This is a genomic window from Nocardia sp. NPDC006044 (genome assembly GCF_042871115.1).
GTDB lineage: Bacteria > Actinomycetota > Actinomycetes > Mycobacteriales > Mycobacteriaceae > Nocardia.
Map to the genome: position 1 here is coordinate 1 of NZ_JBIAID010000002.1, position 12,952 is coordinate 12,952.

Below are 12,952 nucleotides of genomic sequence, written 5' to 3' on the forward strand. Positions count from 1 at the left end.
CGAGTCAAAAGGTCGCTTTGGGAGATCAACTCGCGACCTTTTGACTCGACTCGATGACGAGGCCACCAACCCGACCCGGGGTGCGCCGCACCCCACCCCAGTTCCACTGAGGGTGCGCAGCACCCGCCACCCTCCACACCCGCCCCCAACAACAATGCACAGCCCACCCCTTCCTCCCCCCTCCCGGACGGACGGACGGACGCGCCCGAACCTCACCCCAAATGTTCGCGCAGATACTTCAAATCGTCGGCCACTCCCTCGCCCGGCGTCTCCAAAATGACCGGAGCCCCTGCGGTCTTGCAGACCTCCGCGAGCAGTTCGGGATCGATGGTGCCGTCCGAGAAGTTGGCGTGCCGGTCAGCACCAGAATTGAACTCGTCTCGCGAGGAGTTCAAGTGCACCAGGTCGATTCGGCCGGTAATGGCTTTGATTCGATCGACGACGCCGATCAGTTCCTCACCCCCGGCCCAGGCGTGGCAGGTGTCCAGGCAAAAACCAGCATCGAAATCGCCTACCGCGTCCCACAATCGGGCGATCGAGTCGAAATGCCGGGCCATGGCATGGTTGCCGCCCGCGGTGTTCTCGATCAGGATCGGTACGGCGAAGCCGCCCTTGTCCTGCTGACGCTCGAACAGCTTGCGCCAGTTGTCGACTCCGGTCTCCAACTCCGCGTCGGAGCGCACGTGTCCGCCGTGCACGACCAGGCCGAACGCGCCGAGATCGGCGGCCGCCTTCGCCTGCTGGGCGACCGCGTTGCGCGAGGGCATCCGCAGCCGGTTGTTCAGGCTTGCCACGTTGATCTGGTAGGACGAGTGCACCACCACATCGATCGGGCTGGCCAGGATCTCCTCGGTGCGCGGGTGCGGAGTGGGCTTGTCCCAGCTCTGCGGGTCGACGACGAACATCTGGATGACGTCGGCGCCGAGTTGCTCGCCGAAACCGATCGGGTCGCCGTCCTGCCTGACGTGTGCTCCAATCTGCATGCGGCCAGCTTAACGACCACCACCGACAGCATTGCGCGGATTGCCGACGGGGGTTTGTTGCATCGCGCGGGCCCGGCGAGATACATCGGTAGTATCCGCGCGCTCGACCCGTAGACGGGGGTGAACACCATGTTGCAGACCGGTCAGGTCTTCGCCGGCTATGTCATCAAACGCGTCCTCGGCCACGGCGGCATGGGCACCGTCTACCTGGCGCAGCACCCGCGCCTGCCCCGGCTGACCGCGCTCAAACTGCTCAAACGCGAGCTGTACCGCGAAACGGAGATCCGCAGGCGGTTCGAGCGGGAAGCCGACCTGGTCGCCGGGCTCGACCATCCCAACATCGTCACCGTGTTCGATCGCGGTACCGAGGACGAGCAGCTGTGGATCTCCATGCAGTACGTGCCCGGCGCGGACGCCTCCTGCGCGGACGTGAACGTGCTCGCGCCGGGGCGGGCCGTCCAGATCATCAGCGACACCGCGATCGCCCTCGACTTCGCGCATGCCAATCAGGTGCTGCACCGGGACGTGAAACCGGCCAACATCCTGCTGGCCAAGGCCCCGATCGGGCAACCGGAGCGGGTGCTGCTCACCGACTTCGGCATCGCCGGCGTGCGCGGCAGCGACACCACGATCGGCTCGGCGGGTTCGATCACCGCCACCCTGGCCTTCGGCGCGCCGGAGCAGCTGATGGGGCAGCCGCTCGACGACCGGGCGGATCAGTACTCGCTCGCGTGCACATTGTTCTGGCTGCTGACCGGGGTCGCGCCCTATCCCGGCGCGAATCCGGCTGCCGTAGTAAACAGCCATCTCTACGCGCCGATACCCGTGCTGAGCCGGATGCGGCCGGGACTACCGCCCGAGCTGGACCGGGTGCTGGCGCGAGCGATGGCCAAGCGGCCCGCCGATCGGTTCGCCGACTGCGCCGAGTTCGCCGCCGCGGCACGGCACGCGCTCGCCGCCGGCACCCCGCGCCGTCCCGCCGGTCCCGTGCACAACGCACGGCCCGGACCGATACCGCCTACTCGCACATTCCTCCCGCCAAGCCATTCGACAGTTCCGCCGGGCCAGACCGGCAGGCTGGCACCTGCGCCGCACGAATCGGCAACGCCGCCAACCACATCCACGCCACCGCCGCCGAGATCCGTTCCGCCGGGCCAGACCGGAAGACGAGTACCTGCGCCGCACGAACCGGCAACGCCGCCAACCAGATCCGCACCACCGCCACCGAGTTCCGTCCCGCCGCCGACATCCGTTCCACCGCCGGGAAGCCCCGTTCCGCCACCGCCGAGATCGGTTCCGCCGGACCAGCCCGGCAGGCGGGCACCCGCGCAGCACGAATCGACCACGCCGCCAACCAGATCCACGCCACCCCCGCCGCGATCGGTTCCGCCGGCGACGTTTCTCCCGCCGCGCCGCCCGGTCCGGCGCGGCACGATCGAGCTGCCCGACCTGCCGATGCGCCCCGGTGCGACACCGCGGCGGCAGGCTCCGCCGCCGGACGCGCGGCCTCCACCGATAGCTATCGGCTATCGAATGTCACTGGCGTGACCCCGCTTTCGCTGGGCCGCCGCCGGTTCAGTGACAACTGCTATGGTTTCGATGTTTTCCGTGGTCCGGCCCGTGCCTGATCACGTGTTCTTATGCTGTGCGCCTGTTCGTCGGTGGGTCCCGGCGGGCGGCGGGAAGTGGAGCAGACATGCTGGCCAGCGGTGACGTTTTCGCCGGTTATGTCATCGAGCGGCAACTGGGTCGCGGTGGCATGGGTTCGGTCTACCTGGCGAAACATCCGCGACTGCCGCGGATGACCGCGCTGAAGCTGCTGAACCGGGAGATGTTCTTCGACAAGGAGGTGCGGGCGCGGTTCGAACGGGAGGCGGATCTGGTCGCCCAGCTCGATCACCCGAACATCGTCACGGTCTACGACCGCGGGCTCGAGGACGAGCAACTGTGGATCTCCATGCAGTTCATCGACGGCATCGACGCCGCCTCGGTGCAACCGCAGGCGCTGCCACCCGAGCGCGCCGTGCAGATCATCAAGGAAACCGCGGACGCCCTCGACTACGCGCACGGCATCGGCGTGCTGCATCGTGATGTGAAGCCCGCGAACATCCTGCTGGCCCGCTCCGGCAGCGGCCGCGGCGAGCGGGTGTACCTCACCGACTTCGGCATCGCCCGGTTCCGGGACGACACCGGCCATCTCACCCAGACCGGAACCTTCACCGCCACACTGGCTTACGCCTCCCCCGAACAACTGACCGGCTCCGCGCTGGACCACCGGTCGGATCAGTATTCGCTGGCCTGCTCGTTGTTCTGGTTGTTCACCGGCACCGGGCCGTTCTCCGCGACCAATCCCGCTGCGGTCATCCAGGGACATCTGCAAGGCGCGCCGCCCGCGCTGAGCAGCCACCGCCAGGGCCTGCCCTATGCCCTGGACAGCGTGCTGGCCAAGGCTATGGCGAAACGACCGGACGATCGCTACCCCAGCTGCGCCGACTTCGCCGCGGCCGCGCGGCATGCGCTCACCAATCCCAGCGTGCCGTCGATGCCGGTGGTCGGCGGGCCGCGCCCGTTCACCGCGCCGCCGACGCCGGTGAACGGACCGCGCCCGGCGACCGGGCCGCGGCCGACCACGGGTCCGCGCCCGACCGCCGGACCGCAGACCCCCACCACGGGTGCGCCCTACCAGGTATCGCACGGTCAGGGTCAACCGCAGAGTGGGCCGAATTACCTTGCGGGGCCGAACTTCCAGACACCGCCCCCGGCCACCGTGGTGGCCCAGCCGCGCGGGACCGGACCGACGCCGCAGGCCAACCCGTACCCGGGACCGCAGGGCGGGTACAACCACGGTCCGCAGTCGGGCTACAACTACACCCCGCCCCCGCCCATGTCCCCGGTCGGGGTCGCCGGACAGCGGCCACGGAAATCGAATGTCGGCCTCATCATCGGCATCTGCGTGGCCGTGGTGATCCTGCTGGTCGTGGTGCTCGCCATCATCGGCGCGGTCAGCGATTCGGGCTCGTCCGCCGGCAGCACCACGACCACCTCGGCCGGCACCGGGCCGGGCGCCACCGTGCCCGCGACCGCGGACTCGATCAGCGCCGAATTCCCGCGCATGGTGCCTGCCACCAAGACCGAGACGGTCGGCTACAACGGCGCGAAGTGCTGGGAGACCGACACCAGCTACACACCGTCGCCCAGCGACGGCGACCCCGAGTTCGGTGCCTGGCAGTGGCAGTGGCGCTGCTACGGCGGCGGCGACAACTCGGATCCGCTGTATCGCATCTACGTCTACAAGTCCGCCGCGGACGCGCAATCGGTGCTCAAGACGCTGCCGAGCAACACCAAGTCGACCGACTCCAACGGCGGAAAGTCCTACACCAACTACAAATTCGACGCCGGCGGCCCCAAGATCGTCACCGCCTTCACCGGCGACCCGGACCGCGCCCAGTACCTGATGTTCACCGACGGCATCAGCTCCATCGATCAGACCCTGCGCTGGTGGCGCTCGGCGCCGCTGAACTGACAGTGCTGCACCCCGGGCCCACCCGTCACCCGACCACCACCCCTGAGCGGATCGCTACGCGATGCTTGAAGAATTTGCCGGGTACACCATCGAACGCCTGCTCGGCCGAGGCGGCATGGGATCGGTGTACCTGGCGCGGCACCCACGCCTGCCGCGTTTGACCGCGATGAAACTGCTCAACCCGGAAGTGTTCCACGACAAGGAGATCCGCACCCGGTTCGAGCGGGAGGCCGACCTGGTGGCCCGGCTCGACCACCCGAACATCGTGACCGTGTTCGACCGCGGCGTCGAAGACGAGCGGCTGTGGATCTCGATGCAGTACATCGACGGCACCGATGCCGCCGCGGTGGACTCCTGGTCGCTGTCGCCGCAGCGGGCTGTGCAGATCATCGCGGAGACGGCGAAAGCGCTCGATTTCGCGCACAGCCGCGGCGTGCTGCATCGAGATGTGAAGCCCGCCAACATCTTGCTCGAGGGCGCCGGGGGCACGGCCGAGCGGGTGTTTCTCACCGACTTCGGCATCGCCCGCTTCCGGGACGAGACCGGGCGGCTCACCCAGACCGGAACGTTCACCGCCACACTGGCGTACGCGTCGCCGGAGCAGCTTTCCGGCGCCATTCTCGATCACCGCTCGGATCAATACTCGTTGGCCTGCACACTGTTCCGGCTACTGACCGGAACGGTGCCGTTCGAGGCCACCAACCCGGTCGCGGTGATCCAGGGCCATCTCCAGGCTCCACCGCCGCCGGTCAGTCGCCTGCGCCCCGGCCTGCCGGTGGCGCTGGACGCGGTGCTGGCCAAGGCGATGGCGAAGCGAGCCGAGCACCGGTTCGACTCCTGTGCCGAATTCGCCGATGCCGCATGGCATGCGCTCACCGCGCCACCGCAGTTCGCGCCGTTCCCGGCCGTGGACCAGCCGTCCATGGTGCGGCAGCCACCCACGGTGGCGCAGCACTGGGGGCGCGGCACCGAAACCCCCGCCCCCGTCGCGCCGCTCACCGGTGGCCCCGGTCGCTCGCGGTCCACCGTCATGATCGGGAGCGTGATCGGTGTCCTGCTGGTCGCCGGCCTGATCGCCTCGATCACCGTATTCTCACGCGGCGGAACAGGTTCCGCGAGCCCGACGTCCACCGCCCCGACCTCGGCGAGCACCGTCCCGACCACGACACGCACCAGCGCGAGGACCACCACACCGTCGACCTCGCCGCGACCGACGCCCGACCGCAGCCAGGTGAGCGCCGACGCCGCGGCAATGAGCAACGAGTTCTCCGCCATGCTGCCGGAAACCACACCGCGGCAATTAGTTCCGGCCGGAACGGGCTACAACAAGGCGGGCTGCTTCGCCTATGCCCCAGGGGCTGCGCCCTCGCTCGACAACGACGACCCCGCCCTCGGCGACTGGCTGGTGCTGTGGCGCTGCTTCGGCGGCCCGAACAAGGCGTCGTTCTCGTTCTATCTGTACAACTCCCCCGCCGACGCCCGCGCCGCGCTCGACGGGCTACCCGCCAACGACCGGAGCACGGCGGCCAACCACGGTCACGAGTACACCAACTACACCCTGCACGGCAGCGACGAGCGACGCCCGCGCATGATCACCGAGTTCACCGCGGACCCACAGCGCGCCGCGATGCTCATGTACAGCGCGGGTTTCATCGCCGACCAAGCCGAACTCATGCAATGGTGGACCGCCGCCCCGCTGAACTGAGTTCACCGCAGCGGCGGCGCGATACCAAGGCGGCTAACCGAATTCGTGGTGCACGAATTCGTGGGTGGGATGGAAGCCGATGGCCTGGTAGATCTTGCCCGCGGTGCGGTTGGCTCGGTCGGCGAAGAGGCAGACGTCCAGGCTGTCGGCGCGCAGGACCTGCGAGATGTGCGCGGTGACGGCACTGGCGTAGCCGTGGCCACGCTCCTGCGGCGGGGTGTAGACGAGGCCGATCCGGGCCCAGCCGTTCACCGGGATCTGGTGGGCGGCAAAACTTGTCGGCCGACCGTCACGCTCCCAGAACCAGACCATGCCCGCGGCGACCCGTTTGCCGATGGCGGCCTTGTCCAGCGCGGCCGCCGGTATCCCGGCGTCGTTGTGCATGGCCGCGGCCCATTCCAGGCACAGCGGCAGCTCGGATTCGGTTGCCCGGCGGGCCTTCCCGGGCACGTCGGGGACGCGCAGCGCGCCGAGCCGGTACAGCCGGGTGGTGTAGGACGGCTGGAATTCGAGGTCGAAGCGGGCGCTCCAGCGCTCGGCGAAGGCCGTCGCGTCGGCGACAAGACCTTCCACGCCTTTGCTTTCCGGGACCACCTCGGCCAGCGCGTCGGCCACCGCGGGCGCGCTGCCCGCGGGCAGTTCCCCGAGATACACGTCCCTGCCTTCGATCCGCATCGCGACGCCGGTCACGGTGGCGTCGTCGGCGTATAACGATAGGAACCGTGAGGATCCGTCGTCGGCGTGCAGGCCGGCGACCTGGTTGGCGATGCTCGTGGTGATCACGGTGTGCCGCAGCGGATCACGGAGCAGGAACGATTCGGTGCGCGAGCGGAACTCGGCCGCGTCCGTGGTGATCTCGATCCTCATGATCATCCACGGTAGGCGTCGAAAACGTTGCGCGCCCGTATTTTTGGGCGACCAGCACGGACGGCCGGGCAACCGACCGACCAGTAGCGCCGACGGCCATGGCGTTCAGTGGTCCGGCGTCACTCCGTTTCGCTGCCGCCGCTACCACCCGTGCGGAGTTTGAGCAGGATCAGTCCTGCGGTGCACGCGAGAATCAATCCGGCGACGGTGATTTCGACGTGTAAGCCGGCGATGCCGAGGACAGCCCCGACGATTCCACCGACGAAGAAGAGCCAGGCGAAGGTCCGCGAAATGATCGTGGACAGCGAGCGCGCTGACTTGTTCGACATGAGCTGCTGCGAAGTAGCCGAGACCGCATCCTTGGCGGCTGCGGACGACGACTCCCGCTGCGACGTTGTCGAGTAAGCTCCCATCATCTACTCCTCGATGACGCCGATCAGAGAACCAATGCCGCGTTCATCACACAACGCTTCTCTCATCTGGGTACAGGCGTCTCACGCGTAACTTTGCTCACACGCTACGACCTGCCGCGCCGGATAATGGCGACACGTGCCCACGACACGCCGAAGATATCAATTCGAGATCTGAATTACCGATGTTTAAAATCGTGCCTGGTCGGCGCACCGATGGCGACCGTTCGCCTGGCTGCGTGGGCCGCGCTCGAGTAAGGTGATCCCGACTCGAACCGCAGCAGGAGTGAATCACCGATGGAGAGCACCAGGACCAAGCTCGCAGGTCCGGCGATCGCCGCAGGCGCGATCTCGGTCGGGCTCATCCTCATCGGCGCCTGCGGAATCGGCAAGCAGGACACCTACGTGGCGCCCCCGCCGTTGCAGTCGGACCCCAATGTCGCGCCGGTAGCGCACGAGGGCCCGACCCTGACCGTGCCCAAGGTGGCCATTCCGCCGTCACCGACCTGGCAGATCGCGCCCTACCAGGCGCCGCACGCATCGCCGTTCACCGGGTTCAGCACCACGACGCCCGGCGAAACCCCACCCCCGGAGGAGGCGCCGGGCGCCCTGCCGAACGGGAACCCGCCGCACGAGCGCCCGTCCGAGGACGCCAGGCCGACAACCGAATCGCCGACCACGACCGAGGCCACCACGACGCGGCGGACCACTCCCCGCCCGACGACCGCCAGGCCGCGGCCCACGACGACTTCGGACGAGCCGTCCACCCATCCGAACGGCAGCCCGTCCACCGACGACGAGTGACCCCGCGGTGGTGCGCGGATAACGCACCACCGCAAGGATTTACAGCTCGGGCAGGGCGTACTCGCCGACCCGCGCGCTGAGCACCCGCAGATGCTCGAGCCCGCCGCCGAGCGTGCGCTCGATCGCGGTCAGCCGGGCCACGTAGTGCCCGACCGGGTACTCCGCGGTGACGCCGATGCCGCCGTGCATCTGGATGGCTTCCTGACCGATGTGCCGCGCGGACCGGCTCACCTGGAGCCGGGCCCGCGAGGCGACGTGCGGGTCGCTCGAACCATCCGCGACGGCCGCGGTGGCGTACAGGCTCATGCTGCGCGCCAGTTCCAGGGAGACGTACATGTCGGCCGCCCGGTGCGTGAGCGCCTGGAACTTCGACAGCGTGACCCCGAACTGCTTGCGCTGCTTCAGGTAATCGGTGGTCAGCCGCAGCGCCTCCTCCATCGCCCCGACGGATTCCGCGCACAGGCTCGCCTGCGCGAACACCAGCGCCGACTGAATCGCCGCTGCCGCGTCACCATCGCCGCCGAGCAGCTCCGCCGGAGCCTGCTCGAACTCGAGCTGCGCGCCACGCTGGCCGTCCACCGTGCGGTAGGACTTGCGGGTGACGCCGGCCGCCTCGGCGCCGACCAGGAACAGCCCGGTCCCGCCACCCGGCAACTGCGCGCTGACCACCAGCTCGTCGGCACAGTCGCCGTGCGCGACCGGGTTCTTGACGCCGGTCAACGCGTACGAGTCGCCTTGCGGCACAGCCGTGGTGGCCAGTTCGGTGGACGGCCAGCGCACGCCGGGCTCGGCATGGGCGAAGGCGAGCAGCTTGCTGCCCGCGGCCACCTCCGGCAGCACTCGCTGCCGCTGTTCGGCGCTGCCCGCGGCGGTGATCAGCGCACCGGGCACCAGCACCGCGTCCAGGATGGGCTCGGGTGCCAGCCTGCGGCCGACCTCGTGCAGCACGACCATCGTCTCCACCGGGCCGGCGCCGACGCCGCCGTCCTCCTCGGAGAAAGTCAGGCCGAGCACGCCGAGTTCGGCCAGCTGCCCCCACACCTCGCGGCTCCAGCCGAGTTCGGTGTCGGTCACCTTCAGCCGGGTCTCCGGGTCGTAGTTGCGGGCGAGCAGGTCGCGCACGGTGTCGCGGAGCATTTCCTGTTCATCGGTGAGATCGAAATCCATGGCGGCGCCTCACAATCCGAGGATCGTGGAGGCGATGATGGTGCGCTGCACCTCGCTGGAGCCTCCGTAGATGGTTGTCTTGCGATAGTTCAGGTAGCCGGGGCCACTGCGCTGCGCCCAACCGGGCGAAGCGATGCCCTCGGCGCCGACCGGCAGCGCGTCCGGGCCCGCGATGTCGACCAGCAGTTCGGTGGCGGCCTGCTGCAATTCCGAGCCGCGCAGCTTCAGCACCGAGGACGCCGGATTCGGCTTGCCGTCGGTGGAATTGGAGACCACGCGCAGCTGGGTGAGTTCCAGGGCGAGCAGCTCGTTCTCCAGCTCGGCGATCCGAGCCGCGAACAACGGATCGGACAGCAGCGTGCCGTCACCCGACTTCGTCTGCGCCGCATACTCTTTGGCGATACCGAGCTTCACCTTGGTGCGGCCGACGCCGGTGATGCCGGTGCGCTCGTTGCCGAGCAGGAACTTGGCGTAGGTCCAGCCCATGTTCTCCTCGCCGACCAGCTGATCGGCCGGGACGCGCACGTTCTCGAAAAACACCTCGTTGACCTCGTAACCGCCGTCGATCAGCTTGATCGGGCGGATGGTGACGCCGGGCGACTTCACGTCGAAGAGCAGGAACGAGATGCCCGCCTGCTTCTTCGGCGCGCTCGGGTCGGTCCGCACCAGGCAGAAGATCCAGTCCGCGTACTGGGCCAGGGTGGTCCAGATCTTCTGGCCGTTGACGATGTAGGAGTCGCCGTCGCGCACCGCGGTGGTGCGCAGCGAGGCCAGGTCCGACCCCGCGTCGGGCTCGGAAAAGCCTTGGCACCACCAGATGTCGAGCGCGGCGGTGGGTGGCAGGAAGCGCTCCTTGAGCTCCTGCGAGCCGAAGTGCGCGATCACCGGGCCGACCATCTGCGCGTTGAACGTGAGCGGCTCGGGCACCGAGGCCAGCTGCATCTCGTCCTGCCAGATGTGGCGCTGCATCGGGGTCCAGTCCTTGCCGCCCCACTCGACCGGCCAGTTCGGCACGGCAAGGCCGTGCTCGTTGAGGGTCTTGTGCGAGCGGACGATGTCGGCGCGGGACAGCTCCTGGCCGTACTTGGCGCGCTCACGGATGTCCGCGGGGATCTCGGTCCGATAGATGTTTCGCAGTTCGTCGCGGAAGGCGACATCATCGGGGGACAGGCTTATTTTCATACGCAGCTCCGTCTGTGTCTCGTACGTCCGAGTCCAACCTACCCTCCGGTAATCCTCTACTGTCGAGTGGATCACACCGGCAGGACACGCTCGCGGGCGTCAACACCGGGTGAACGGCAGCGCTACCCGGGCGGTATTGCGAGCGAACTGGTACGTTGCTGCACGTGGGTTGGGGACCCCGAGACTTTGCGTATCGAGGAGTTCGAGTGAACGGCAGGACCATCGCACGCGCCGCCACGGCCGTGACGGCTCTCGGCATCGGCGCGGCGCTGACCATGGGTGGCACGGCGGGCGCGGATCCCGAACCGGCACCGCTGGACGCCGCGCTGACCTACCTCAACGAGACCGCAGGCCCCGACCCGACCGCGCAGGCGGGCGTCGCCGCACTGACGCAGTACACCAAGCTCGCCGATGTCGCCGGTCTGCGCCACGTCACCAGCGCCTTCACCCCTTTCGCCTATGCCGCACCCACTTTCGGCTGTGGCAGCATCGGCCCGGTCACCACGATCATCGCGGCCGCGACCACCGACGGTGTCGGCAACAGCCAGGATCTCAATGTCGCGCCGGGCTCGCTGCGGTTCAGCGCGACCCCCGCGCACACCGGCACGCCGCTTGCCTCCGGCCTCGTGGTGGCCTGGCTGAACATCAACAACGGCGCCAGCGGCATCGATTCGCTCGACGACATCACCGAGTACGGCCTGCCGTCGTTGTCCAAGACGGTGAACAGCGGGCCCGGCACGGTGATCGCGTCGATGTGGGGCATCATCGACTACCCGTTCGCGCACTGCGTGATGACGCCGACCGTCGGCACCTTCATGGTGCCCGACCAGCCGGTGGCGCATCCGGCGCCGTCCAACACGAATGCTCCCGGCGGACTGGTCACGCCCGGACCGAACGGGACCGAGACCGGCCCGCTGCCCGCGCCCGCGCCGACCACCGAGCAGAAGCCCGCCCCGGCGCCGCCTCCCGCGCCGGCCCCGGTGGCTCCCCCGTCGCCTGAGCCCGCTCCGGCGCCTGCACCGGCACCGCCGCCCGCACCGTCCGCCCCTGGTGCGCCCGCGGGCGCCGCCGTGCACGGCGAGTTCACCAAGCCGGCCCCGGCCAACTGACCCGACGGCACCGCCGCGAACGGCGGTGCCGCACCGCTCGATTCAGCGCACCTTGGCGAAGAAGGCCCGGATGTCGGCGACGTGCATCCGCGGAAGTTCCATCGCGACGAAGTGATTGCCGGAATTGCCCTCCGGCCAGTGCACGATGTCGTTGTCGCGCTGGGCAAGTCGCAGCATCAGCGCCGAGCCGCCGGCGTAAACACCGGTCGGAACCAGCTTTTGGCCCTTCGGCCAGGCGAATCCGTTGTCGCCCAGGCCGTTGTACATCGGCCAGGACGAGGTGGCCGCGGTATTGGTGAACCAGTACAGGCTGATGTTGGTCAGCAGGTGGTCGCGGTCGATGACGTCCTCGGCCCGGTCGGCGAGCGGGGTGAATTCGTCGAACTTGTGCGTCAGCCAGCCGAGCAGGCCGACCGGAGAGTCGGTCCACGCGTGCGCGAAGGTCTGCGGCGCGGCATGCAGCAGGACGTGGTGGTTCACCCCGGTCATCCATTTCTGCATCTGATCCCATTCGGCCCGCTCCTCCGGCGTCATGGTCGGCACATCGGCCGCGCTCGGCATGCCGATACCGCCGTCGATGTGCGCGCCCAGCACCCGGTCCGGTGCGGCGATCGCCAGCTCGGGCACCACATACGCGCCGAGGTCGCCGCCTTGGGCACCGAATCGCCGGTAACCGAGCCGGTCCATCAGCACCAGCCACATCTCGGCCACCCGGCGCGGCGTCATCCCCATGTCCTGCGGCGCTGCCGAGAACGCGAACCCGGGCACCGACGGCACGACCACGTGGAAGGCTTGCGCCGGATCGAGGCCGTGCTTGCGTGGATCGGCGAGCAACTCGATGGTCTTGGTGAATTCGACGAAGGTGTTCGGCCAGCCGTGGGTCAGGATCAGCGGCACCGCGTCCGGCTCGGGCGAGCGCACATGCACGAAATGCACGTCGAGGCCGTCGATCTCGGTGCGGAACTGGGGGAACTCGTTGAGCGCCGCTTCCTGTGCGCGCCAGTCGAATTCGGTGCGCCAGTAGTCGGCGAGCTCGCGCAGATAGTCGACCGGAACGCCGCGGTCGCGGCCCGGGCCCGGCAGCTGCGGTGACCAGCGGGCGCGGCGCAACCGGTCGTGCAGGTCGTCCAGGTCCGCCTGCGGGATGTCGATGCGGAACGGCCGAACGGCGGTGCGGTGGTCGGTCATCGGTGGGGCTCCTT

Annotated in this window: 11 protein-coding genes; 5 read left to right on the forward strand and 6 right to left on the reverse strand. The window is 68.7% G+C overall.

Annotation, left to right across the window (positions count from 1 at the left end):
* Positions 1 to 212: 212 nt before the first annotated feature.
* Entirely contained in the window at positions 213 to 983 is a 771-nt protein-coding gene (locus ACFYO1_RS17540; protein ID WP_387231951.1) for a deoxyribonuclease IV, read from the reverse strand.
* 129 nt (positions 984 to 1,112) lie between these two features.
* On the opposite strand from ACFYO1_RS17540, the gene ACFYO1_RS17545 reads away from it, so the two are divergent.
* The 3 genes from ACFYO1_RS17545 to ACFYO1_RS17555 all read left to right on the forward strand — a co-directional run bounded on the left by ACFYO1_RS17545 (position 1,113) and on the right by ACFYO1_RS17555 (position 6,211).
* The gene (locus tag ACFYO1_RS17545) at positions 1,113 to 2,531 is read left to right on the forward strand and encodes a serine/threonine-protein kinase (protein ID WP_387231953.1); all 1,419 of its coding nucleotides are present in this window, start codon (positions 1,113 to 1,115) and stop codon (positions 2,529 to 2,531) included.
* Between the two features lie 148 nt (positions 2,532 to 2,679).
* On the forward strand, positions 2,680 to 4,506 hold the full coding sequence (locus tag ACFYO1_RS17550) for a protein kinase (RefSeq protein WP_387231955.1): 1,827 nt from the start codon (positions 2,680 to 2,682) through the stop codon (positions 4,504 to 4,506).
* A gap of 61 nt (positions 4,507 to 4,567) precedes the next feature.
* Positions 4,568 to 6,211: a serine/threonine-protein kinase gene (locus ACFYO1_RS17555; protein WP_387231957.1), complete on the forward strand. Its 1,644-nt coding sequence runs from the start codon at positions 4,568 to 4,570 to the stop codon at positions 6,209 to 6,211.
* A 33-nt stretch (positions 6,212 to 6,244) separates the two neighbouring features.
* On the opposite strand, the gene ACFYO1_RS17560 is transcribed toward ACFYO1_RS17555, so the two are convergent.
* Together ACFYO1_RS17560 and ACFYO1_RS17565 are read right to left on the reverse strand one after the other, a co-directional pair.
* Positions 6,245 to 7,078, reverse strand: a complete 834-nt coding sequence (locus ACFYO1_RS17560; RefSeq protein ID WP_387231959.1) for a GNAT family N-acetyltransferase — start codon at positions 7,076 to 7,078, stop codon at positions 6,245 to 6,247.
* Positions 7,079 to 7,197: 119 nt separating this feature from the next.
* Positions 7,198 to 7,407 (reverse strand): hypothetical protein, encoded by a 210-nt coding sequence (locus ACFYO1_RS17565; RefSeq protein WP_387231961.1) that lies wholly within the window; start codon positions 7,405 to 7,407, stop codon positions 7,198 to 7,200.
* A gap of 378 nt (positions 7,408 to 7,785) precedes the next feature.
* Here ACFYO1_RS17565 and ACFYO1_RS17570 point away from each other — a divergent pair, with 378 nt between their 5' ends.
* Positions 7,786 to 8,292 carry a hypothetical protein gene (locus ACFYO1_RS17570; RefSeq protein WP_387231963.1) on the forward strand — a complete coding sequence of 169 codons (507 nt, stop codon included), beginning with the start codon at positions 7,786 to 7,788 and terminating at the stop codon, positions 8,290 to 8,292.
* 39 nt (positions 8,293 to 8,331) lie between these two features.
* Here the strand turns inward: ACFYO1_RS17570 and ACFYO1_RS17575 are convergent, their stop codons facing one another.
* Together ACFYO1_RS17575 and ACFYO1_RS17580 are read right to left on the reverse strand one after the other, a co-directional pair.
* Positions 8,332 to 9,459, reverse strand: a complete 1,128-nt coding sequence (locus ACFYO1_RS17575; protein WP_387231965.1) for an acyl-CoA dehydrogenase family protein — start codon at positions 9,457 to 9,459, stop codon at positions 8,332 to 8,334.
* 9 nt (positions 9,460 to 9,468) lie between these two features.
* The gene (locus ACFYO1_RS17580) at positions 9,469 to 10,641 is read right to left on the reverse strand and encodes an acyl-CoA dehydrogenase family protein (protein ID WP_378720852.1); all 1,173 of its coding nucleotides are present in this window, start codon (positions 10,639 to 10,641) and stop codon (positions 9,469 to 9,471) included.
* A 206-nt stretch (positions 10,642 to 10,847) separates the two neighbouring features.
* Here ACFYO1_RS17580 and ACFYO1_RS17585 point away from each other — a divergent pair, with 206 nt between their 5' ends.
* Positions 10,848 to 11,750 carry a hypothetical protein gene (locus ACFYO1_RS17585; RefSeq protein WP_387231967.1) on the forward strand — a complete coding sequence of 301 codons (903 nt, stop codon included), beginning with the start codon at positions 10,848 to 10,850 and terminating at the stop codon, positions 11,748 to 11,750.
* 42 nt (positions 11,751 to 11,792) lie between these two features.
* Here the strand turns inward: ACFYO1_RS17585 and ACFYO1_RS17590 are convergent, their stop codons facing one another.
* Complete coding sequence (locus tag ACFYO1_RS17590; protein WP_387231969.1) at positions 11,793 to 12,938, reverse strand: epoxide hydrolase family protein; 1,146 nt, start codon at positions 12,936 to 12,938, stop codon at positions 11,793 to 11,795.
* Positions 12,939 to 12,952: the final 14 nt, after the last annotated feature.